Source organism: Niveibacterium umoris, from assembly GCF_014197015.1.
Taxonomy (GTDB): domain Bacteria; phylum Pseudomonadota; class Gammaproteobacteria; order Burkholderiales; family Rhodocyclaceae; genus Niveibacterium; species Niveibacterium umoris.
This window is the reverse complement of sequence record NZ_JACIET010000002.1, coordinates 1,534,058-1,556,840: the sequence shown is the minus strand read 5'-3', so window position 1 is coordinate 1,556,840 and position 22,783 is coordinate 1,534,058. Positions and strand designations below refer to the sequence as shown.

Below are 22,783 nucleotides of genomic sequence, written 5' to 3'. Positions count from 1 at the left end.
AACTCATAGCCGCGTCACTCCTGGCAAAGACCAAACCGCGTCGCAGAACACCTCGGCGCGATGTGCATAGTTCCTGAACATGTCGAGGCTTGCGCAGGCGGGCGACAGCATCACCGCATCACCGGCATGCGCGCATTGGTTGGCAAGCCGCACAGCCTGAGGCAGATCGTCGGCGCGTTGCAGTTCGACGCCACAACCGGAGACCGCCTCGGCGATACGACCCGAGTCGCGCCCGATCAGCACCACCGCGCGGGCGTGGCGTGCAAACGCGTCGCGCAAGGGCGTGAAGTCCTGCCCTTTGCCGTCGCCACCGGCAATCAGCGCGACCTTGCAGCCAAGCCCTTCAAGCGCAGCGACGGTGGCGCCGACATTGGTACCCTTCGAGTCGTCGTAGAAGACGACGCCATCGTCGCGGCGCGCCACCGCTTCGACACGGTGGGGAAGGCCGCGGAAATCGCGCAGCGCTTCGAGCATCTTGCCCATCGGCAAGTCGATGGCGTGGCCCAGCGCCAGTGCCGCGAGCGCATTGGCGACGTTGTGGGCGCCCGCCAGCCTGAACGCGCTGCGCGCCATCAGCGGTGTGTTGCCGTGGGCGAGCCACGTTTCGCCATCGATGTTCACGACACCGAACTCGAGCGAGCCGATCGGTTCTCCAAGCCCGAAACTGAGCACCTTCGATGCGGGCGTCCACATCGCCATCACGCGCGGATCGTCGCGGTTGAGGATTTGTGTGGCACCGGTATTGAAGACCTGCGCCTTGGCCGCGGCATAGTCATCGAGGCCGGCATAGCGATCGAGATGGTCATCGCTGATGTTCAGCACGGTCGCGGCAGTCGGCGCGAAGGTGCGGCAGGTTTCAAGCTGGAAGCTGGAGAGTTCGAGCACCCAGGCTGCAGCCGGCGTGCCAGCATCCTCACGCCGCATCCATTCGTCGAGCGCCGCCGGGCTGATGTTTCCCGCGACCGCGGTTTCGAGGCCTGCCGCGCGACACAGTTCGCCGACCAGCGTGGTGGTCGTGGTCTTGCCGTTGGTGCCGGTGATTGCGACCACCTTGGGCGTCTGGCCGCTTGCGCGCAGCGCCTGTGCGAACAGTTCGATCTCGCCGGTGATCGTGATGCCGCGCGCCTTTGCCTCATCGACCAGCGGCTGTCGCGGATCGAGTCCGGGGCTGATCGCGAGCAGATCGATACCAAGCAGCAGGTCGTTGTCGAAGGCACCGCAACGCAGTTCGACGCCCTCACACGCTGCCAGCGCGTCACGACCGGGCGGGTTGTCGCGTGAATCGGCCACCCGCACCTGCGCGCCCTGTCGCGCAAGGTGCCGCGCCATGGCCAGGCCCGACTCTCCGAGCCCCAGCACCAGTGCGCGTGTGCCTGCGAGTGTCACCGTCGCGTCCCCCGATTCAGCGCAGCTTGAGGGTGGAGAGACCGAACAGGACCAGCATCAGGGTGATGATCCAGAAGCGCACCACGACCTGGGTCTCTTTCCAGCCGCCGAGTTCGTAGTGGTGGTGCAAGGGCGCCATGCGAAAGATGCGCTTGCCGCCCGAGTACTTGAAGTAGGCGACCTGCACCATCACCGACAGGGCCTCGGCAACGAACAGACCACCCATGATGAACATGACGATTTCCTGCCGCACGATCACCGCGACGGTCCCCATCGCCGCACCCAGCGCGAGCGCGCCGACGTCGCCCATGAATACGTCGGCCGGGTAGGCGTTGAACCACAGGAAGCCCAGCCCCGCGCCGCACAAGGCCCCGCAGAACACCGCCAGTTCGCCCGCACCAGCGATGTACGGTACGCCGAGATACTTCGAAAAACCGACGTGGCCGGCGACGTAGGCGAACACGGCAAGCGCGGCAGACACCATCACGGTCGGCATGATCGCCAGGCCGTCGAGACCATCAGTGAGGTTCACCGAGTGGCTGGTGCCGTTGATGACGAAGTAGGCCAGCACCATGAAACCGACAGCGCCGAGCGGATAGACCGCCGACTTGAAGAAGGGGACGATCAGTTCGGTCTGCGCGGGCACGGTGGCGCTCAGACCAAGGTAGACCGCCGCCGAGGCCGCGATCAGCGAGGTCCACAAGTACTTCCAGCGTGAGGGCAAGCCCTTCGGATCGCGATGCACGACCTTGCGCCAGTCATCGACCCAGCCCACCGCGCCGAAGCCAAGCGTCACGAACAGGACGACCCACACATAGTGGTTCTTGAGATCGCCCCACAACAAGGTCGTGATGCCGATCGCGATGAGGATCAGCGCGCCGCCCATGGTCGGCGTTCCGGCCTTGGTGAGGTGGGACTTCGGACCATCGTCACGCACGGCCTGGCCGATCTTCTTCGCGGCGAGCCAGCGGATCACAGGCGGGCCGAAGATGAAGGAGATCACCAGCGCGGTGAGTGCTGCCAGCATCGTGCGCAGCGTGATGTAGCCGAACACGTTGAAGGTGCGGATGTCCTGTCCAAGCCAGAGCGCGAGTTCGAGAAGCATTGCCTAGTTCCTGCCCTTCAGTCTGCCGCCGTGACGGCGTCGACCACGCGTTCCATCTTCATGAAGCGGGAGCCTTTCACCAGTACCACGGTGTCCGGCCCCAACGCCTCGCGCAGTGCGGCGATCAGCGCACCGATGTCGCCGAAATGCCGGCCGCCTTCGCCAAAGTTGCGCGCAGCGACCTCGGCGTGCTCGCCCAGCGCGAACATCTGGTCGATGCCCTGGCTCTTGGCGTATCCGCCAATCTCGTCGTGGTATTGCGCAGCGCGGTCGCCGATCTCGCCCATGTCGCCGAAGACAAAGATCTTGCGACCGGCGGTCATCGCAAGCACGTCGAGGCCCGCGCGCACCGAATCCGGATTGGCGTTGTAGGTGTCATCGAGCACCGTGGCGCCCGCTACGCTGCGCCGCACCTGCAGCCGCCCCTTGGCGCCCGCGTACCCGCCGAGCCCTTCGCTGACGGCTTCCAGCGACACGCCGGCCGCAAGTGTGGCTGCGGCTGCCGCTGCGGCATTGCGCACGTTGTGCTGGCCCGGCACATGCAGCGTGAAGTCGATGTCGCCGTGCGGCGTCGTCAGTTGCACGGCCGATTCGAGCGCGCCGACGTCGGCGCTCGCGCGCACTTGTGCGCTTGCGCCGCAGCCGAAGGTCAGCGTCTTGCGCCCCGGGTTCGCGGCTTTCCACAGATCAGCGTGCGGGTCATCGGCATTGATCACCGCGACGCCAGCTTCTCCCAGCCCGTTGTAGATCGCCCCCTTTTCCACGGCGACGGCTTCGACACCGCCCATGCCTTCGAGGTGGGCTCGCTGGGCGTTATTGACCAGCGCGACGGTTGGTCGCGCGATGCCGGTGAGATAGCCAATCTCGCCCGGGTGGTTCATGCCCATTTCGATGACCGCAAAGCGGTGCGTGCCGCGCAAGCGGAGCAGCATCATCGGCATGCCGATGTCGTTGTTCAGGTTGCCGACAGTGGCAAGCACGGCCGTGTCGTCGGCACCATCGATACGGGCCTGCGCGCGCAAGATCGCGGCGCACATTTCCTTGACGGTGGTCTTGCCGTTGCTGCCGGTTACGCCGATCAGCGGAAGCTGGTAACGGCTGCGCCACCATGCTGCCAGCGCGCCGAGCGCCAGTCGCGTGTCAGGAACCGCGACACAGGGCAAGGGAAGCGCTGCCTGGTCTATCACGCCGGCCGTTTCGATCAGCGCAGCTGCCGCACCCAGTTCCGCGGCCTGTTCGAGAAAGTCATGCGCATCGAAGTTGTCGCCGCGCAGTGCAACGAACAACTGGCCGGGCACCAGGGTGCGGGTATCGCTGCCAACGGAGGTGATCTCCGCATCGCCGCCGATCAAGCTGCCACTCAGTGCTGCGGCGACTTCGCTCAGTTTCATCATGCCGGGACTCCTTGCGGCCCGCGCCATTGTTTCAGCGCAAGTCGGCCCTGCTCGATATCGGAGAACGGGTAACGCTCGCCCGCAATTTCCTGGTACGGCTCATGCCCTTTTCCGGCAAGCAGGATCACGTCGTCGGAGGCAGCCTGCATCACCGTTTGCCGGATCGCCTCGGCACGGTCGCCGACGATGATCACGCCGGCACCGGCGCCACGCGCGATCTGCGCCAGAATTGCCTCGGGATCTTCGCTGCGCGGGTTGTCGCTGGTGAGCACCACGCGATCAGCGAGGCGTGTCGCCACCGCCCCCATCATCGGGCGCTTGCCCGGATCGCGATCTCCCCCGCACCCGAAGATGCAGACAAGCTGACCACCGCGCGCCTGTGCGGTTGGGCGCAAGGCTTTCAGGGCCTGTTCCAGTGCGTCCGGCGTATGGGCATAGTCGATCACGACGAGCGGCTGCATCACGCCGCCGATGGCCTGCATGCGCCCGGGCGGCGCGTGCAAGGCCTGCACAACGCCGGCCACTTCCTCGAAATCGTGGCCGGCAGCCAAGAGGGTGCCGATCACGGCGAGCAGGTTGCTGACGTTGAAACGGCCGACGATCGGGACTTCGACGTCGATACGCTGACCGCTCCACAGCAAGGTGAAGCGCTGGCCCGTCGCGGTGCCATGCAGTTCAGAGGCCACCAACGGCTTGACGCCTGCCGGCAGATGTTCCGGGCAATCGCCCGCGGTGTATCCAATGGTCTGCGCCAAACGCGCACCGCAGTTTGCAGCGAGTTCCAGCCCGAATTCGTCGTCGAGATTGATCACGGCCGCGCGCAGACCTGGCCACTCGAACAGCCGAGCCTTGGCGGCGCCGTAGGCATCCATGCTGCCGTGGTAGTCGAGGTGATCGCGGGTCAGATTGGTGAACACCGCGGTGTCGAAATGCGCACCTGATACGCGGTGTTGATCGAGTCCGATCGAAGAGACTTCCATCGCTGCTGCGCGCGCGCCGTCGGCGACGAATCGTGCCAGTGCAGCATGCAACACGATGCCGTCGGGCGTCGTGTTGAGCCCTTCTTCGAGCGCATCGGGATAGCCGATACCGAGCGTGCCGACAACGCCGCACCGCTCGTGCAGGGCGGTGAAGCAGCGCGCCAGCCACTGCGTGATCGAGGTCTTGCCGTTGGTGCCGGTCACGCCGATCAGACGCAGTTGCTCCGATGGCCTGCCATACACGAGATGCGCCAGATCGCCAGCGAGTCGCGCGAGTCCGTCCCAGGCGAGATGCGGCACCAGCAGCGCGGCATCCCAGTGGTGCCCTTCGCGTTCCCACAGCACGGCTGCCGCGCCGCGCTTCACCGCGTCGGCAATGTAGCGACGGCCGTCGCTGCGCGCGCCGGGATAGGCGAGGAAGACGTCACCGGGTTCGACGGCTCGCGAGTCGGCGCACAGGCGAGTCGGCGCAATGCCGCTCGCCGACAGCGCGTCGAGGATCAGGTGCGCTTCGCGTTGCGTCACATGCCCTCCTTGACATCGGCGTCACTACGCTGGGTCTGTGCGACCTGCATCGGGCGCAGCGGCGCATCGGGCGGGACGCCGAGCGCACGCAGCGAGCCGGCCATCAGTTCCGAAAACACCGGCGCAGCCACTTCGCCACCGTAATGCTTGCCGCCAGTGGGTTCGTCCACCATCACCGCGACGATCAGGCGCGGATTGGAAATCGGCCCCAGGCCCACGAAAGACGAGACGTACTTGTTGGTGTAAACACCGCCCTCGAGCTTCATCGCTGTGCCGGTCTTGCCGCCGACGCGGTAGCCCGGCACCTGCGCAAGCGTTGCGGTGCCGCCCGGCTGCGTCACGGTTTCCAGCATCGCGCGCACTTCGCGGGCGGTCTGCTGCGAGAACACCGGCTTGCCATGCAGCGGGGGCGTCTCGACCCGCGTCAGCGACAGCGGGATCAGGTCGCCCTCGCGCGCAAAGACCAAGTAGGCCTGGGCGAGCTGCATCAGGTTCACCGAGATGCCGTGACCGTAAGACATCGTGGCCTGCTCGATCGGGCGCCAGATGCGCGCCGGGCGCAGGCGCCCGGCGGCCTCGCCGGGGAAACCGAGCTTGAGTTGCGAGCCGAAGCCCAGCGCGTCGTACATCTCCCACATCTGCTCGGCAGGCAGCGCCAGCGACATCTTGGCCGAGCCGATGTTCGACGACTTCTGGATCACCTGTGCGACTGTCAGCGCGCCGTGCGGGTGGGCGTCGGAAATGGTCGCGCTGCCGATCGTCATGCGGCCCGGTGCGCAGTTGATGATCGTGTCGAAGCGGAACTTGCCACTCTCCAGCGCCGCGGCGGCGGTAAAGGGCTTCATCGTCGAGCCGGGCTCGAAGGTGTCGGTCAGCACGCGGTTGCGCAACTGCGCGCCAGACAGCCGTACGCGATTGTTCGGGTTGTAGGTCGGGCTGTTCACCAGTGCGAGGATTTCGCCGGTCTTCACGTCGATCACGACTGCGCTGCCTGCCTTGGCCTTGTTGACCGTTACCGCCTGCTTGAGCGCCGAGTATGCGAGGTACTGAATTTTCGAATCGAGCGCGAGCGTGACGTCTGAGCCTTCACGCGGCTTCTTGATCGACTCGACGTCCTCGACAATGTGGCCGCGGCGATCCTTGATCACGCGGCGACTGCCGGCGTGGCCGAGCAGATCCTTCTGGAATGCCAGCTCGATGCCTTCCTGGCCGTTGTCGTCGACGTCGGTGAAGCCCACCACGTGTGCCGCCACTTCGCCGCTCGGGTAGAAGCGGCGGAACTCGTTCTGCGTGTGGATGCCCGGCAGATTCAGCGCCGCGACACGATCGGCGATATCCGGCGGCACCTGGCGCTTGAGGTACACGAACTCCTTGTCGGACGCGAGCTTGCGATTCAACTCGGCCGGATCGAGCGCCAGCATGCGCGCGAGCTCACGGGTCTGCGCCGGGGTCAGCGAGATGTCGTCAGGAATCGCCCACACCGATCTCACCGGCGTGCTCACTGCCAGCACCTCGCCGTGGCGATCGATGATCTTGCCGCGATCGGCCGGCAGTTCGATGACGCGCGCGTAGCGCGACTCGCCCTTGGCCTGCAGGAAGTCGGTCTTCACGCCCTGCAGCCACGCGGCACGGCAGCCCAGGGCAACAAATCCGGCGAGCAGCAGCACCAGCACGAAGCGGGCGCGCCAGACAGGCAGCTTTTCAGACAACAGCGGATTGTGATTGAAGGTGAAGTTCTTCTTCATTTTTCACCTCCGGCATCCGCATCGAGAACCAGCACGCGATGCGGATCGGGGCTCACCAGATGGAGGCGCTCGCGCGCCACCTTTTCGACCCGGGCGTGCGCCGCCCAGGTGCTTTGTTCAAGCTGCAACTGCCCCCACTCGGTTTCGAGCGCGCGCTCCCGGGTCTGCAGGCGTTCGAGTTCGATGAACAGCTTGCGTGACTGGTGCTGCGCCGAGACCAGGCTCAGCGCGCTGGCCAGCACGAGCACGATGAGGAGCACGTTGGTGCGAACCATGTCAGGCAACCCGCTCCGCGATGCGCATGATCGCGCTGCGCGCGCGCGGATTGGCGGCCACTTCCGCTTCGCCAGGGCGCACCGGCTTGCCGATCAGACGCATCGGCGGTGTCGGCAGATCCGCAGCGCGCACCGGCACGCCGCGCGGCGGCTCCACCGGATGCGAGGCATCGCGCAGGAACTGCTTGACGATGCGATCTTCGAGGGAATGGAAGGCAATCACGACGATGCGTCCGCCCGCTGCGAGCCGATCCACGCACTGCGGCAGGATCAGCGACAGCTCCTCAAGCTCGCGATTGACGTGAATCCGTAGAGCCTGGAAGGTGCGCGTCGCTGGGTGCTGCCCCGGCTCGCGCGTGCGCACGACCTTTTCCACGAGCGCGGCAAGTTGCCGTGTGGTTGTAACAGGTTGCCCTGCCCGAGCAGCAACAAGCGCCTTTGCAATCTGGTAAGCAAACCGTTCTTCACCGTACCCCCTCACTACTTCGGTGATTTCCTGCACGGTCGCCCGTGCAAGCCATTCCGCAGCGGTTTCGCCGCGGGTCGTATCCATGCGCATGTCGAGCGGTGCGTCGAAGCGAAAGCTCATGCCGCGCGAGGCGTCGTCGAGTTGCGGCGACGACACGCCCAGGTCGAGCAGCACGCCATCGACCTTCGCCACACCAAGCGCGTCGAGCGCCTCGGCGAAGGCCGAAAACGGTTCATGCACCAGCGTCAGCCGCGAGTCGTCCAGCGCCTTGCCCGCTTCGATCGCACGCGGATCGCGATCGAAGGCGATCAGGCGGCCGGCAGTGCCAAGCCGCTTGAGGATCGCGCCGCTATGCCCGCCGCGACCGAAGGTGCCGTCGACGTAGATGCCCTCCGGCCGCACCGCGAGTGCATCGACCGCTTCGTCCAGCAGGACCGTCACGTGCGCCAGTTCGGCGCTCACAGCGACAGGGTCTCCAGGCCAGGCGGAAGCAGGTCGGCGCCGAGTGCGAGCATTTCTTCCTGTTGTTTCTGCCAGCCCGCGTCGGACCAGAGTTCGAAGTGGTTGCCCTGCCCCACGAGCCAGACCTGCTTGTCGAACTGGGCGAACTGGCGCAACTCGGGCGCGATCAGCACACGGCCGGCGGCGTCCATCTCCTCGTCGCGCGCAAAACCGACCAGCAAGCGCTTGAGCAATGCCGCCCGAGGCTCGAGGCTGGGGGCGGCGAGCACCTTGTCGCGAATCGGCTCCCAGGCAGGCACCGGATAGACCAGCAGGCAGCGATGCGGATGCGCCGTGATCACGAGCTGACCGCCGGACATCCCCGTCAGGGCGTCACGATGCCGCGACGGGATCGCCAGGCGACCTTTCGCATCGAGACTCAGCGCGGCAGCGCCCTGAAACATCCGAACCCTTTCAGCTCACCGGGTAGCGGGACACCCACTTCGCGACCCGCGCGAACAGGTTTTGTCCACTTTTACCCATTTTTCTCCACTTCGCACCACTTTAGGTAAAAGAATCAAGCCGGTCAAGCGAGCTTCAGGAGGTTTTTCTCAAACAACACAAGGACTTACGGGCGACGCACAAGCCGGCGCGCAGGTTTTCTCAATAAATACAAGACCATAGGCATAGAAGCTGAAGTGGCTTGCGAGAAACAGGACTCCGACGAATGGCGAGCGATCGCAGAAACGTGTCGGCAAGGCGGAGGAGAAAGCGGTTTCCGGGAAAGATGAGCGCCGCTCGGGCGGCTGCGTCTTGAAAGCTGGGAGGCGCCGCGCAAGCCGCGCGACGAACGACGACGTTGAGATGCGCAAGGCGCGTCAGTTCGTCGAAAAGCGTTAGCGCAAAATAGGCGGTGGTATCGCGCCCACGTCAGCGCCTGGAGTGGCGCTGCGGCGCATCCGGTATCGGCAAGAAGCGAAGTGGAAGTCCGCCGATAAGCCGGGTTCTGTCGCGCCCCCTTGCGGAGACGGGGCAGTCATTCCTCTGGTCGACGCATTGCTGCGAAGCTCTAGCAGCCTACCCGGGAGCTCAGCGGGCCGCCTCAACGCTCCCCTATTTGGCCTTGCCCCGAATGGGGTTTACCGTGCCGTACGTGTCACCACGGACGCGGTGGGCTCTTACCCCACCGTTTCACCCTTACCTGATCCCCTTGCGGGGCCATCGGCGGTCTGCTCTCTGTTGCACTTTCCGTCGCCTTGGGCCTTTCGGCTTATAGCGCCCGGCCGTTAGCCGGCATTCTGCCCTGCGGGGCCCGGACTTTCCTCGATACCTCGCGGTACCGCGACTGCCTGGCGGACTTCCAGTGCGGATTCTACCCGGTGCGCGTCGAAGCGACCTTGACATTCGGCCGCGAGCGAACAATAGTGATATCACTTCGATATCCAACGAGGCATCCATGCCCCCCGCTCACAACGAACGCAGCGGCATCGCGTTTACCGGTTACATCGCCCTGGTCGTCGCACTCGCCCTCCTGCTGACGGCCATTTCGACCGTCGTCGGGCTCGCCTCCGGGCAACCCTCCGAAAGCGAGCTTGCCACTGCGGGATGGCGCCTTGGTGCGCTGGCGCTCGGGCTGCTCTTCATCGTGCCGGGCATCTACATGCTGCAGCCGAACGAGGCGGCGACACTGCAACTCTTCGGCGCCTACACCGGCACCGACCGCGGTCGCGGCCTGCGCTGGACGATCCCGTTCTTCTCGCGCAAGAAACTCTCGCTGCGGGCACGTACCTTCCTCACCGAGAAACTCAAGGTCAACGACCAGCGCGGCAACCCGGTCGAAATCGCCGGCGCGATCATCTGGCGGGTGGACGACACCGCCAAGGCGCTCTTCGACGTGGATGACTACGAGGCCTTCGTGCGCATCCAGAGCGAAACCGCGCTGCGTCACCTCGCCAGCGCCTACCCCTACGACACGATGGACGCCGAAGACATACCGGCTTCGCGCACCCTGCGCGGCGGGGCAGAGTCAATCGCCGAGACGCTCGCCGCGGAACTCGGCGAACGGCTCGCGATGGCCGGGTTGGTCGTCGATCAGACCAAGCTCACCCACCTCGCCTACGCGCCGGAAATCGCCAACGCGATGCTGCGTCGCCAGCAGGCCGAAGCGGTGATCGCCGCCCGACGCAAGATCGTCGAAGGCGCAGTCGGCATGGTCGAAATGGCGCTCGCACAACTGGCCGAACGCAAGATGGTGGAACTCGACGATGAACGCCGCGCAGCCATGGTCAGCAACCTGCTGGTGGTGCTGTGTGGCGAGCGGGAGGTCACGCCGGTCGTCAACAGCGGCACGCTCTACACCTGATGGCCTCACCCGGCAAAAAGGCCTATCCGCTGCGGATCGATCCGGCCGTGTGGGATGCGCTGGTACGACTCGCCGCGACCGAAATGCGCAGCACCAATGCGCAGATCGAGTACCTGCTGCGCGAGGCGCTCGCGCGGCGCGGCATCCGGCCGGGCGGGGAACCTCCGCCCGAACTCAAGGATTGAGCTCGCGCAGCGCCCAGGCGTTGCCGGCCCGCGCCCAGCTGCGACGCACATGCGGCGTCGAGCGCAGGCAGAGACGCTCGACACGCTGGGGGATTAGCACCAACAAGGCAAAGTGCGGCGGCGGCACAAGCGGCGGCGTTTCGGTCACGAACGCCGACTCCGGCGCACGCGCAGCGCCCGGCGTGGGCCACTGGAAGCGCCGCCGCGCTTCGTCGCTGCCGTCGCGCCACAGCGCCGCGCGCAGCGCCGACCACTCGGTCGAAGTTTTCTCACCATGCAGTGCGATCCGCCCGGCCAGCCGCCACTGAACCCTGGCATCGGCAAAGTACCAGCACGCTTCTGCGCGGTCGTCTGCCCCGAGCGCGGCGGCTTTGGCGCTTCGCAAGTCCGTCACGAACACCAGCTCGCTTTCCGGCCCGAAACGCCTGAAAGTCATGCTGCGGACACCGGGCCCCCGCTCGGCATCGAGCGTGGCCACCTGCACGAACAACGCTGCGGGATCCTGTGCATGCGCCGCAAGATCGGCGCCGAGCACATCGCGCCAGGGCGGCCCGGCATCGGCAGGCCGCGGGGCAGTGGAAGACATCGGTCAGCTCACTCCTGCAAGTTGAAGATCAAGATCATCGACACCCGAGGTACGGGGCCAGACGGCAACCGTGCTGCCTGCGCCGGCCGGCGATCGGGCGCGCAACTCACAGCCCGTAGCGCTTGATCTTGTCGTAAAGCGTACGCAGCCCGATACCCAGGCGCTTGGCCGCTTCGCCGCGGTGGCCACCCACCGCATCGAGCGCGCGCGCAATGCTGCGTCGCTCGATATCTTCGAGCGATTCGACTTGATCGCCCAGCGCGGGCCCTTCGTCAAAATCATGTTCGAGCACGATATCGCCCGCACACAGGCGATCACCATCCGCAACGATAAGCGCGCGTTCAAGCGCATTGCGCAGTTCGCGCACATTGCCCGGCCAGCGCGCCCCCCGGATACGCGCGAGCGCATCGTCGGTCAGGCTGATCGACGAGCGCCCTGCCGCAGCGGCCAGCTGGTGCAACAGCGCGCGCGCGATCGGTTCGATGTCTTCGGGCCGCTCCCGTAAGGGCGGCAGGCGGATCGGGAAGACTGCAAGGCGGTGGTAGAGGTCTTCGCGGAAACGGCCATCGCGCACCATGGCGCGCAAGTCGCGGTGGGTTGCGGCAATCCAGCGCACGTCGGCACTGATGGCACGCGAGCCGCCAACGCGCTCGAAACTGCGCTCTTCGATCACGCGCAGCAGCTTGGCCTGCATCGGGGGCTGCAATTCGCCGACTTCGTCGAGGAAGAAGCTGCCGCCGCGGGCCAGTTCGATGCGGCCGATGCGCTGGGCGTGCGCGCCGGTGAAGGCGCCCTTCTCGTGACCGAACAACTCGCTTTCGAGCAAGGATTCGGTCAGCACCGCGCAGTTGATTGCAATGAACGGGCCCGCAGCGCGCGGACTCGCGGCATGAATCGCGCGCGCGACCACTTCCTTGCCTGTGCCGGTCTCGCCCTGCAGCAGCACCGTCGCTGCGGTACGCGATACCCGCTCCACCGCATGCACCACCGCCTGCATGGCGGGCGCCCCCCAGCTGAGTTGTGTGTGCCCGGCATTTGGCATCGCCGCGCTTGAAGCCCGCTGGGCCAGCAGGCCTCTGACCTTGTCGCGGATCGCCGCCGGGCTGGCCACCGGCTTTTCGAGAAAATCGCTCGCCCCGAGCTTGATCGCCTCGACCGCCGTGGGCACCGCGCCATAGGCCGTCAGCAGGAGCACTTCGGGCGCCGGCTGCAGCGCCCGCGCCGCGCGCAACACCTGGATGCCATCGACGCCGGGCATCCGCAGATCGCTCAGCACCAGCTCGAACACATCGCCGCGCAGTGCATCGAGTGCGGCGATCCCGTCCGCAGCCTCCACGATCTGGTGGCCATCGCGCGCGAGCGCTTCGGCCAGAAAACTGCGTACGCCTTCGTCGTCATCCGCCACCAGAATCCTGGCCATCGAGACCTCACTCAATCGCGCGGGAGCGTGATCCGGAAAACAGCGCCGCCGTCCGGATGGGTTGTGCCTTCGAGCTTACCACCGTGCTGTTCGACTGCCCGGCGGGCTGCCGCGAGCCCCAATCCGGTACCACTGACGCGACTGGTGACGAAAGGCTCGAAGATGCGCTCCTCGTCACCCGTGGGAATCCCCGCGCCCAGGTCACGCACCTCGATCACGACGCTTCGTGGCACCTCGCGCCGCGCGATCTGCAGGGCAATCACATCCTCCGGGGCGGCCAATGCCGCGTTGCGCAGCAGATTACTCAGCGCGAGCCCCAGACGCCCCGCGTCGATGCGCAGTGCCGGCGGCGCTTCGCTCAGATCGGCACTCACGCGGATCCCCGGGAGCGACTGCAACACCTGGCCAATCCAGGCTGCAGGCGCGATTTCACGCAGGTCCAGCGGGCCGTCGCGCACATAGTCCAGCAGGGTCGCAGTGAGCCGCTCCAGGCGCTGCGCTTCGTCCACGATGCGGCGCGCTTTGCTGGCCTCGGGCGTATCCGGCGGCAGGTCTTCAGCGAGCAACTGGCAATGCCCCTTGAGTGCAGCGATCGGGTTGCGCAGTTCATGCGCGATGATCGCCGACATCTGCCCCAGCGCGGCCAGCCGCCGGGCGCGCTCGGCATCCTCTTCGGCGCGCGCCAGCCTGACGAACACCATGTAAAGCACGCCCGCCACCAGCAACAGGACAAGCGCCGCAGCGCCGGCAACCACCTGGGTACGCAGCATGGCAGCCCGCAGCCCGGCGACGATCGAGGTTTCGAACTCGATCACCAGGAATCCACGAAAATCGCCGCGCAATTCCGGCGGGCGATGCGGGTCGCCGACCTCGCCTTCGCCGGGCTCGCGCGGCAATACCGGCGGCAGCGCACCGACCAGCCGGACCCGCTGCCCGCGAATCGTCATCTGGCCCAACTCGAGACCCCGCAGGCCATTGCCCCCCTCGAGCTGCGGCGTGCCGGCAGCCCCGATGACATGATCGCGGATCACGACGGCAAGGTAACGCAAGCCGGCGCTCTCACGCCGCGCGATTTCGCCGTCGAGCGGTGTCAGTGTCACCGGGCGTTCGGTGGCATGGGTGTCGTTGAGGATCGTGTCGATCAGCGCATGCCCCTCCCCGCGAACCAGGGCATCGGCAGCAGCGTCGAGCCCGGCACGGGCCGACCATACGGTGACCGCCAGGGACACCGACGCAATCGCGGCGACCGACACGACGGCAGCCAGCGCGGCGCGCGCGTATCGCGCCAAGCCTGCGCCTGTGGGCTGGGCTGTCCGCGTTCCAGGCTTGGTGGCCATGTTTCCCCTCGTACCTGCTGCTCAGGCGGATCGCCTGCGTCCGCTCAACTGCAAGATCCATTCCGATAACGACTTCGCTCGCAGCGGGCGTTTGCTCGCACGCCGCAAGGCTCGGACTGCAGAAACTGCAGTCGCTGCTGCAGATTCCGCAGCGTCGTCGCGCCGCCCGCACCGCGCGCCTCGCCGCAAACCGCGTGCCGCCTTGGTCGAACGCATGTGAACCAGTCTGGCATGCCGATTGCGGTACAGGCATCGAACGCGCGCCAGAGGCCGGCCGATTCGGCGTCGGCGCTATGCAGACCAACCCAATCGCGACACCGGAGTAGCGCCATGAAAACAGAAATGGTCCCGTCCCGCACCCTGTCCCGCCACCTGATTGGCGCCATCCTTGTGCTGAGCCTCAGCGCCTGCAGCCTGTTCGGCTGTGGCGGCTCCGGTGAAAGCAGTGCCGCGAGCGGCGGTTCGGGGACAAGCGTATCGAGCGGAAGCGGCACCACGCCCGCTGCGGCGAGCTACACCAATCTCGCCTATGCCAGCACCTCGACTGCGCAGAAGCTTGACCTGTATGTGCCGGCCGGTAGCGGCCCCTTCCCGCTGGTGATCAACATCCATGGCGGCGGATTCATGGCAGGCGACAAGGGCATGCTCGACACGCCGGTCAAAGACGCGCTGCTGGCTGCCGGCTACGCGGTGGCCACCATCAATTACCGGCTCTCGGGAGAGGCAATCTTCCCGGCGGCGGTGCTCGACGCCAAAGCCGCGGTGCGCTTCCTGCGCGCATCGGCCGCCAGCTACCGGCTCGATCCGGCGCACTTCGCGGCGTTTGGTCAATCGGCCGGTGGCAATCTCGCCTCCATGCTCGGCACCACCGGCGATCAGGCGGAATTCGACGACGCGACGCTGGGCAACCCCGGGGTGTCGAGCCGCGTCCAGGCGGTGATCGACTGGTTCGGGCCGACCGATTTCCTGCAAATGGATCGCGAGGCGGCCAGCCAGGGCTGCAGCAGCAGCGACCAGACGCACGACCTCGCGTCGTCGCCCGAATCGCGCTATCTCGGCGCCGCGATCCAGACCGTACCGGGGCTCGCCGCGCGCGCCAACCCGATCAGCTACATCAGCGCCGACGACCCGCCCTTCCTGCTGCAAAAAGGCTCGCTCGATTGCACCGTGCCCTACGCCCAATCCGGCTTGCTGGCCGATGCGCTTAGCGCTGCCGGGCGGCCGGTGCGCTTCGAGACGCTGGTCGGCGCGGGCCACGGCGGCAGCGCATTTACCAGCGCCGCCAACATCAATGTCCTGCTCGACTTCCTCAGCACCGCGCTGAAGTGATCCCCCCGCGCAGCCGCGCCCTCAGTGCGGCTGCGCCCCCACCCTCATGCAAGAGACCGCAGCCATGCATCACAGCGACGCCCCCCCGACCAGCCCGCATACGCCGGAAGCCTTCAGCGCCCACGGATTCAAGATGCTCGAAGACATGGCCGAAGAGCTCTCGGGTGACCTGGTCTTCCCCATCTGTTTCGAGATCTCGGTAAGCCTGCGCAGGATCGCCGACGACCCGGTTCCCAATGCCGGACGTCTGCTTGCGCTGATCAGCGCTGACCCGCTGGTGTGCCTGAAGATCCTGCGGCTGGCCAATGCCGTCGCCAGCCGCGAAGGCGCGCCCGCCGTGCGCGACCCCGGCGGTGCGATCGCGCTGGTGGGTGCCGACAGGATCGCCGTCTGGGCCTCGCGCATCGCGGCGCGGCAACTGCTTGCCGCGCGCAGCATGGTCGATTTCGTCGACCACAGCGAACACTTGTGGCGCCACTCGCTGACCGCCGCATGTGCGGCGCAGGTGCTGGCCGAGAAGATGACCCGACTCGACCCGGCCGAAGCCATGGTCGCCGCGCTGGCGCACGACATTGGCGCGTTCTACATGCTGTATCGCGCAGTGCAATACCCGGCCCTGCGCGGTAACCATGACCTCGTTCTGCCGCTGGTCATGCAGTGGCACGAGGACATCGGCACCTCGGTGCTCGAATCACTGCGGGCCCCGCGACATTTCGTCGAGGCGATCGCCCATCACGACCTGCCAAGAGCGCAGCCGGACACGCCTCGCACGCTCGGCGACGTGGTTTACATGGCCAATCTGCTCGCTGGCGGGCAACCGGAATGGCAGCAATTCGAGGGCGAACCCGCCCCACTGCGGCATGAAAAACCGGCTCAGGCCTACTTGCGGCTGATGCCCGAAATCGAGGCGCGCGTGAGTGCGCTACGCGCCGCCGTCGCCTGATCTCCGCCTGCGGCGGCCGCGCGAACCGCTTGCACGCACACGCGGGACTCAGCCCCCCAGCGCCGCGCCGCAGCCGCTGCAGAAACGGTGCCCGGTCGCGGCGGCTGCACCGCAGGCCGGGCAGAAGCGGGGCGCCGTTGCCAGCGCAGCGACCGCAGCCGGCGGCGGCAGTGAAGCCGAGCCGGCCTGTGCCAGCGCGTTGAACTGCTCCAGCGCAGCCTGGCGCCGCACGTCGTCGGTCGCGGTCGGCGCGACCAGCACCGACTGTTCGCGGACGAAGGTGCGCAGGCGTTCGATCAAGGCCGGCGACAAGTCCCCGCTGTTCATGGCGACCACATGGCGGGCGGAATCCTTGCCCAGCACCGTGGTCGTCAGCTGTGTCGCCCAGAACCGGAAGGTCATGCCCTCGACCTTCACCATCGTCGACGCGGCGCGAACACGGTCTTCCAGCACCCGCCCCTGCTCCAGCTGAGCGGTGACGTACTGACCCGACACTTCGATCGCGTAAAGCTTCGATTCAAAGTCCACCCGCTGCCACAGGCTGCCGGCCGCGCGCGAACAGAACAGGCCAAGGCTGGCCAGCGTCGCGAAATAGGCCAGCGCCGGGAAGCTGATTTCAGCGGTCTCGCCCAGGCTGCGCAGGCCGAACAGCAAACCGCTCAGCGCCGCCCCGGCGGCGGCCAGCGCGCCGATCGTGCTGAGCGCCAGCACCCAGCGGAAACGTGGGTTGCCGAGCGCATTGGCCAGACGCAACTCGACTGCGTTGAGCGGCAGCGGTTGCGTTTCTTCGATGACCTCGCCCTGGAATTCGCCGGCGCGCGCGCCCATGTCGATCGACGGCAGGATGCGCGCATAGACCCGGTTCGGGATGCCTTCCGACCAGCGCTCCAGCATGATCCGCTCGAACTCGCCGAGCACCTGCCCGGGGTGGATCGACAGGTTCCACGCCTCCTGCGTCTGTTCGACCAGCGTTTGTGGTGGCGCCGAGAGCTGTGCCATCAGCGCGAGGAAGAAACATACCGAGCAGCCCAGCGCGGCGAGGTAGAGCACGAACACGTGCGGATAGGGGCTGAAGCTGCCCAGTGCCGGCAGCTTGGGGGCGATGACCATCAGCAGTACCGGGCCGAGGATGGCCAGCGCGGTGATCAGCACGAAACGCCCGATCGACAGCTCCGCGCCGGCGCCCTGCGCCGACGTCGCCGCCGGGCCGATCAGCGCGAACATCGCATAGGCCCAGAATCCCAGCCCCAGCCAGCCGCGCAGGTGGCCACCAGCCTCCTCGCCCGCCGGCATGCCGAAGAAGGCGACGAGGAAGGCAAGAAAGAAGATCGCCAGCGTCAGCGCATGGCTGAACTGGCGCGAGGCGAGCACGCGGATCGGATCCGGCGCGTGGATCAGGTTGGGCACCAGCCAGTACAGCAGGCCGTTGAAGGCACCCTTCGGCTCGCCGTACTGCAGGGCACGGGCACGCAGGCTGTCTTTCAGGTGCTCGGACGCCGCGCTGCGGCCCTGTACATCGGCCTGCACCAGCGGTGCCAGGTCGGCCGGGCGACCGCGACCGAAGTAGTAGCGCAACTGGCTGAAGGCGCGCACGCCGTGGGTCGCGCCCAAGCCGAGCAGCAGCAGCGCCAGCACCACCGGCGGCCAGCGCAGCACGCCTTCCATCACATGGCCGCGCGCCATCAGCAACACCGCGACGCCGCTGGCGAAATACAGACCGCCGGACGCGAGCAGGAAAAAGTTCTCCAGCCGATGCGGGTTGGGAATGTTGAGCTGGCCGGTCTGGCTGTTGTAGTCGTAACTCATCGCTGCATTCGTCCTTTCAAGGCGTCATGCCGGCGCCAGGCATGGCTGCGACTGGCAAGCCTGCGTCGCGCAAGCATCGTCCCGGTGCTCACGGCCGACCATCGTCCCGCGGCGGCCCGTCATGATGCGCAAAGCCACAACGTACTGCATGGCGAAACTTCACGCCCCCGCACAGCCGGCAATGCCTTGCGACGCCACCGACCCCGCTTGCGGCAGGCGGGCCGATTATGGCACGCAGTTTTTGACACGCCCGGCCTCAGGAATCGGCGCGCGCCTCCGTTAATACGATATCCCGACCAACGATCCCAGGCATCCCGCACCATGTCGTCGATCAAGAAGATTTCCGCGTCGCAGTTGAAGGTCGGCATGTTCCTGCATGACCTGGACTGCGGCTGGATGGAACACCCCTTCCTGCGCAACCGCTTCACCATCAAGAACGAGGCGCAGATCGAGAAGATCCTCGCGGCCGGCATCCATGATGTGTACATCGACATTTCCGAAGGCCCGGATGTGGCCGATGCGCCGACCGCCGACGAGGTGAAGGCAAACCTCGAACGCGAGATGCTGGAAGTCGCCGCCCAGGCGCCGGCGGCGCCGCTCAAGCTCGACGTCGCCGCCGAGATGCAGCGCGCCAAGCAGATCAAGAACCAGGCCGAAGCCATGGTGCGCAACGTCATGCACGACGTGCGGCTGGGCAAGGCGGTCGAGATGGAAGCGGTCGAGCCGCTGGTGCAGGACATCACCGAATCGGTGTTGCGCAACGGCGGCGCGCTGCTGACGCTGCTGCGCATCAAGAACAAGGACGACTACACCTTCCTGCACTCGGTCAGTGTCGGGACCTTGTTGATCGCGTTCTGCCGCGGCGTCGGCATGGATCTGGAGCTGACGCACCAGGCGGGTCTCGGCGGTCTGCTGCACGACACCGGCAAGGCCTTCGTGCCGGACGAGGTGCTGAACAAACCGGGCCGCCTGACCGAGGAGGAATTCGACCTCATCAAGCGTCACCCGAAAGATGGCTGGGATGTGCTGCTGAAAACGCCGGGCATCGGCGATGTACCGCTCGACATCACGCTGCATCACCACGAGCGGGTCGACGGCAGCGGCTACCCGGACAAGCTGCCGGGCGACCAGATTTCGACCTTGGCGAAGATGGCGGCGATTGTCGACGTTTACGACGCCATCACCGCCGACCGCTGCTACCACAAGGGCATGCCCGCTACCGACGCGCTGCGCAAGCTCTACGAGTGGAGCAAGTTCCACTTCGAGCCAACGCTGGTGCAGGCCTTCATGCGGGTGGTCGGCATCTACCCGGTCGGCACGCTGGTCAAGCTCGAATCCGGCAAGCTCGGCGTCGTCACCGAGCAGAACGAAAGCAGCCTGCTGACCCCGGTGGTGAAGGTGTTCTTCTCGTCCAAGTCGAATGGCTATGTCGAGCCTTACCTGCTTGATTTGTCCCGCCCGCTGGGCAGTGGCGGTGGCGACCGCATCACCGGGCATGAAGATCCGCAGAAGTGGAAGATCGATCCGATGCGTTTTCTCGGCGCCTGACGCAGCGGTCAGTGAAATGAAAACGGCCGCGCTGGGCGGCCGTTCTGTTGTTGTAGCTGCGAAACCTCAGCGCGTGCCGGCCGTCTTGGCGAAGTCGCCGGCATAGGCGGCGGCAAACGCCTCGGGCGCGACGAATTTGCGAATCGCGGCATTCACATCATCCACGCTGGCAGCCTTCAGGCGCGCCACGAAATCGGCTTCCCATTGCTGGGTGCGGCCCAGGTAGAGGTGACCGATGAACTCGGAAGCCAGCGCGCCGTCCCGGGTGCGTGCAATCGCGATTTCCTGCAACGCGCCGGCCTTGGCGTCGGCGAGTTCTTCGGCAGTAATGCCATCCTTGAGCAGGCGCTCAAGCTCTTCCTTGACTGCCGTCTTCACCTTGGCGCGATTCTGCGGCGCATAGATCGCATACAGCCCGAATGATGAATTGGCCTCTTCCGACGACAGGTTCAGCGAGCTTCCGGCACCGTAGCTGATGCCTTCCTTCTGGCGCAGGCGGTCGCCAAGGCGGCTCTTCAGCGCACCGCCGCCAAAGATGCGATTGCCCAGCAGCAGCGCGGGCGCCTGCGGATCATCCTCACGCAAGGGCAGCGCGAGGCCGGCCATGAAAATGGCGTTGGCCTTGTCGGGCGTTTCGAAGCTCAGTTCGACCGCCTGGGTCTTGCGATAGGGCTGCGGCAGGCGGGCGAATCGCCGTGGCGCAACCCAGTCACCGAAGAGCTGTGCGAGCTGCGCGCGGGTGGCTTCGGCATCGAAATCGCCGACCAGCGCGATTTCGGCATCTTGCGCGCCGACGAAGCCGGCATGGAAGTCGCGCAGTGCGTCGAGCTTGAGCGCGCGCACCGCATCGAGATCCTCGTCTAGGGTCGACGCATAGCGCCAGTCGCCTTTGGGATAGGGGTTGTCGTGCCGCGCCAGCGCGCGCGAGGCGATCACCTGCGGTTCGCTGCGGCTGCTCTCGATGCTGGTGAGCCATTGCGCGCGCATCTGCTCGAACTCGCTCGCCGGGAAGTCCGGCTTGCGGAGGATCTGTGCGAGCAGCGGCAGGAATTCGCCGAGCGTGTCGCGGCGTGCTTCGAAGCCGATGCTGACGGCGTTGCCGGCGCGCCCGATCGAGAGCGTGGCCTTGAGCGCATCGAGGCGATCGGAGATCTGCTCGCGGCTCATGCCGCCGGCGCCGCGCACCAGCATCGCGCTCGCCGCTTCCGAGACGGTGGCGAGCCCCCTGAGCGAATCGATATCGCCGAAACGCAACATCATCTTGCCGGTCACGGTATTACCGCGCGTCTTTTTGCTCAGCAACGCGAGCTTTGCGCCGTTCGGCAGGGCGCCGCGCTGGGTGCGGGCTTCGACATTCTGGTAGCTCGGGTCGAACGCTTCGCCGGCTTCGACCGCCTTGCGGCCGGTGTAGCCCTTCAAGAGTTCCGCCGGTTTGGCTTCCTCGGGCAGCGCAACCCGTTCCGGCTTTTCGGTCGGCACGAAAATCCCGACCGTACGGTTCGAGGCCTTGAAGTAATTGGCCGCAACCCGCTGCACATCGGCAAGTGTTACGGCCTCGATCTGATCGCGCTGCAGAAAGAGCAGTCGCCAGTCGCCCTGCGCAATCGCCGACGAGAGCGCCACGCCAAAGCGTTCCGGGTTGTTGAGGAGCTTTTCGTAGCTGTTGGCGAAACCGATCTTGGCGCGCTTGAGTTCCTCTTCGGTGACCGGTCGGGCGTTGACCTCGTCGAGCGTCGCAAACAGAAGCTTGCGCACCTCGTCCAGATCGCCCTTCTTGTCGACCACCGCGTAGAGGCTGAAGTAGCCCGGTTCGGCATTGGCCGACGGGCCGGCGCCAACCTGCGCGGCCTTGCGCGTCTCGATCAGGGCCTTGTGCAGGCGGCCCGAGGGCGCGTCGTCGAGCACCGAGGCCAGCACCTTGAGCGCCGCGACGTCCGGATGCGGGCCGTTCGGGATGTGATACACCGCGGCGATCAACTGATAGTCGCCGACCCGCGACAGCGTGACCTGGCGCTCGCCGTCCTGCACCGGATCGCGCGTCCAGGTGGGTTCGAGCACCCGGTTCGGTTTCGGGATGGCACCGAAGTAGCGGTTGATCTTCGCCAGCGCCGCCGCCTCGTCGAACTTGCCGGTGAGCACCAGCACCGCGTTATCCGGCTGGTAATACTTGCGGTAGAAGGCCTGCAGACGCTCGATGTTGACCAGCTCGACATCGGTACGCGCGCCGATCGTGCTCTTGCCGTAGTTGTGCCACTGGTAGGCGGTCGCCAGCATCTTCTGGAAGAGCATGCCGCCGGGGTTGTTTTCGCCCGACTCCATCTCGTTGCGCACGACCGTCATCTCGGTATCGAGATCCTTGCGGGCGATGAAGGAATTGACCATGCGGTCGGCCTCCATCTTGAGCGCCCAGTCGAGGTTGTCGTCGTTGGCGGCGAAGGTCTCGAAGTAGTTGGTGCGGTCTTCCGAGGTGGTGCCGTTGTACTGCATGCCACGCGATTTCAATCCGGCCACCAGCGCGCCATCCTTCAGCGACGGCGTGCCCTTGAAGACAAGGTGTTCGAGCAGGTGCGCCATGCCGGTTTCGCCGTAGCTCTCGAATCGGGAGCCGACGAGATAGGTCACGTTGAGCGTGGCGGTCGGCTTGCTCGCGTCGGCCGCCAGCAGCACCCGCAAGCCGTTGGCGAGGCGGTACTCGGTGACCCCTTCAATCGACTGGCCACGTTCGGGGGCCGCAGGTGCCTGCTGCACCACCGCCGGGCGGGCAGGTTTGGCGGGTTTCGCATGGGCCGGGCTCAAAGCCAGCGCAAAGGCCAGCAGCAGGGCGAGGGAAACGGGAGATTTCATCGGGCGCTCTTGATCAAGTCACGAAAGGCTGCGGACATCCGCAATCGCTTGCCAGGGCCGCTACTTTAGCGCTGCCCTGCCGCCGCGCGGGCGGGTCATCTGC

The 22,783-nt window shown here is 66.2% G+C and carries 18 protein-coding genes and 1 other RNA gene; 5 read left to right on the top strand and 14 right to left on the bottom strand.

Going from position 1 to position 22,783, the window contains the following annotated elements:
- Positions 1 to 3: 3 nt before the first annotated feature.
- The 9 genes from murD to rnpB form a co-directional block, all read right to left on the bottom strand.
- Positions 4 to 1,386, bottom strand: coding sequence for a UDP-N-acetylmuramoyl-L-alanine--D-glutamate ligase (murD, locus tag GGR36_RS19230; RefSeq protein ID WP_183636758.1), 1,383 nt, complete (start codon positions 1,384 to 1,386; stop codon positions 4 to 6).
- A gap of 16 nt (positions 1,387 to 1,402) precedes the next feature.
- The gene (gene mraY, locus GGR36_RS19225; RefSeq protein WP_183636755.1) at positions 1,403 to 2,491 is read right to left on the bottom strand and encodes a phospho-N-acetylmuramoyl-pentapeptide-transferase; all 1,089 of its coding nucleotides are present in this window, start codon (positions 2,489 to 2,491) and stop codon (positions 1,403 to 1,405) included.
- Positions 2,492 to 2,508: 17 nt separating this feature from the next.
- Positions 2,509 to 3,885, bottom strand: coding sequence for a UDP-N-acetylmuramoyl-tripeptide--D-alanyl-D-alanine ligase (locus GGR36_RS19220; RefSeq protein ID WP_183636752.1), 1,377 nt, complete (start codon positions 3,883 to 3,885; stop codon positions 2,509 to 2,511).
- Positions 3,882 to 5,390, bottom strand: coding sequence for a UDP-N-acetylmuramoyl-L-alanyl-D-glutamate--2,6-diaminopimelate ligase (locus GGR36_RS19215; RefSeq protein WP_183636749.1), 1,509 nt, complete (start codon positions 5,388 to 5,390; stop codon positions 3,882 to 3,884). Before GGR36_RS19215 ends, GGR36_RS19220 begins: the two co-directional genes overlap by 4 nt.
- Positions 5,387 to 7,135: a peptidoglycan D,D-transpeptidase FtsI family protein gene (locus tag GGR36_RS19210; RefSeq protein ID WP_183636746.1), complete on the bottom strand. Its 1,749-nt coding sequence runs from the start codon at positions 7,133 to 7,135 to the stop codon at positions 5,387 to 5,389. The genes GGR36_RS19215 and GGR36_RS19210 overlap by 4 nt, the downstream gene beginning before the upstream one ends.
- Positions 7,132 to 7,410, bottom strand: a complete 279-nt coding sequence (gene ftsL / locus GGR36_RS19205; protein WP_183636743.1) for a cell division protein FtsL — start codon at positions 7,408 to 7,410, stop codon at positions 7,132 to 7,134. Before ftsL ends, GGR36_RS19210 begins: the two co-directional genes overlap by 4 nt.
- Position 7,411: 1 nt before the next feature.
- Positions 7,412 to 8,341: a 16S rRNA (cytosine(1402)-N(4))-methyltransferase RsmH gene (gene rsmH, locus GGR36_RS19200; RefSeq protein ID WP_183636740.1), complete on the bottom strand. Its 930-nt coding sequence runs from the start codon at positions 8,339 to 8,341 to the stop codon at positions 7,412 to 7,414.
- Positions 8,338 to 8,784, bottom strand: a complete 447-nt coding sequence (gene mraZ, locus GGR36_RS19195) for a division/cell wall cluster transcriptional repressor MraZ (RefSeq protein WP_183636737.1) — start codon at positions 8,782 to 8,784, stop codon at positions 8,338 to 8,340. The genes rsmH and mraZ overlap by 4 nt, the downstream gene beginning before the upstream one ends.
- A gap of 515 nt (positions 8,785 to 9,299) precedes the next feature.
- An RNA gene (gene rnpB / locus GGR36_RS19190) (RNase P RNA component class A) lies at positions 9,300 to 9,681 on the bottom strand.
- Between the two features lie 95 nt (positions 9,682 to 9,776).
- Here rnpB and GGR36_RS19185 point away from each other — a divergent pair.
- Complete coding sequence (locus tag GGR36_RS19185) at positions 9,777 to 10,682, top strand: SPFH domain-containing protein (RefSeq protein ID WP_183636734.1); 906 nt, start codon at positions 9,777 to 9,779, stop codon at positions 10,680 to 10,682.
- Positions 10,682 to 10,867 carry a type II toxin-antitoxin system antitoxin gene (locus GGR36_RS19180; protein ID WP_183636731.1) on the top strand — a complete coding sequence of 62 codons (186 nt, stop codon included), beginning with the start codon at positions 10,682 to 10,684 and terminating at the stop codon, positions 10,865 to 10,867. Before GGR36_RS19185 ends, GGR36_RS19180 begins: the two co-directional genes overlap by 1 nt.
- Here the strand turns inward: GGR36_RS19180 and GGR36_RS19175 are convergent.
- The 3 genes from GGR36_RS19175 to GGR36_RS19165 form a co-directional block, all read right to left on the bottom strand.
- Positions 10,857 to 11,453 (bottom strand): pyridoxamine 5'-phosphate oxidase family protein, encoded by a 597-nt coding sequence (locus GGR36_RS19175; protein WP_183636728.1) that lies wholly within the window; start codon positions 11,451 to 11,453, stop codon positions 10,857 to 10,859. The genes GGR36_RS19180 and GGR36_RS19175 overlap by 11 nt on opposite strands.
- A 106-nt stretch (positions 11,454 to 11,559) precedes the next feature.
- A complete protein-coding gene (locus tag GGR36_RS19170) occupies positions 11,560 to 12,873 on the bottom strand; it encodes a sigma-54-dependent transcriptional regulator (protein WP_183636725.1) in 1,314 nt (437 codons plus the stop codon).
- 11 nt (positions 12,874 to 12,884) lie between these two features.
- The gene (locus GGR36_RS19165; protein WP_183636722.1) at positions 12,885 to 14,162 is read right to left on the bottom strand and encodes a two-component system sensor histidine kinase NtrB; all 1,278 of its coding nucleotides are present in this window, start codon (positions 14,160 to 14,162) and stop codon (positions 12,885 to 12,887) included.
- A 378-nt stretch (positions 14,163 to 14,540) separates the two neighbouring features.
- Between GGR36_RS19165 and GGR36_RS19160 the strand changes: the two genes are divergently transcribed.
- Entirely contained in the window at positions 14,541 to 15,539 is a 999-nt protein-coding gene (locus GGR36_RS19160) for an alpha/beta hydrolase (protein WP_183636719.1), read from the top strand.
- A gap of 64 nt (positions 15,540 to 15,603) precedes the next feature.
- On the top strand, positions 15,604 to 16,482 hold the full coding sequence (locus GGR36_RS19155; RefSeq protein ID WP_183636716.1) for an HDOD domain-containing protein: 879 nt from the start codon (positions 15,604 to 15,606) through the stop codon (positions 16,480 to 16,482).
- Positions 16,483 to 16,530: 48 nt separating this feature from the next.
- Here GGR36_RS19155 and GGR36_RS19150 read toward each other — a convergent pair whose 3' ends face one another.
- Positions 16,531 to 18,288 carry a zinc ribbon domain-containing protein gene (locus GGR36_RS19150; RefSeq protein ID WP_183636714.1) on the bottom strand — a complete coding sequence of 586 codons (1,758 nt, stop codon included), beginning with the start codon at positions 18,286 to 18,288 and terminating at the stop codon, positions 16,531 to 16,533.
- A gap of 321 nt (positions 18,289 to 18,609) precedes the next feature.
- Here GGR36_RS19150 and GGR36_RS19145 point away from each other — a divergent pair, with 321 nt between their 5' ends.
- Positions 18,610 to 19,836, top strand: a complete 1,227-nt coding sequence (locus GGR36_RS19145) for an HD-GYP domain-containing protein (protein ID WP_183636711.1) — start codon at positions 18,610 to 18,612, stop codon at positions 19,834 to 19,836.
- 66 nt (positions 19,837 to 19,902) lie between these two features.
- Here the strand turns inward: GGR36_RS19145 and GGR36_RS19140 are convergent, their stop codons facing one another.
- The gene (locus GGR36_RS19140; protein WP_183636708.1) at positions 19,903 to 22,680 is read right to left on the bottom strand and encodes a M16 family metallopeptidase; all 2,778 of its coding nucleotides are present in this window, start codon (positions 22,678 to 22,680) and stop codon (positions 19,903 to 19,905) included.
- Between the last annotated feature and the right edge of the window lie 103 nt (positions 22,681 to 22,783).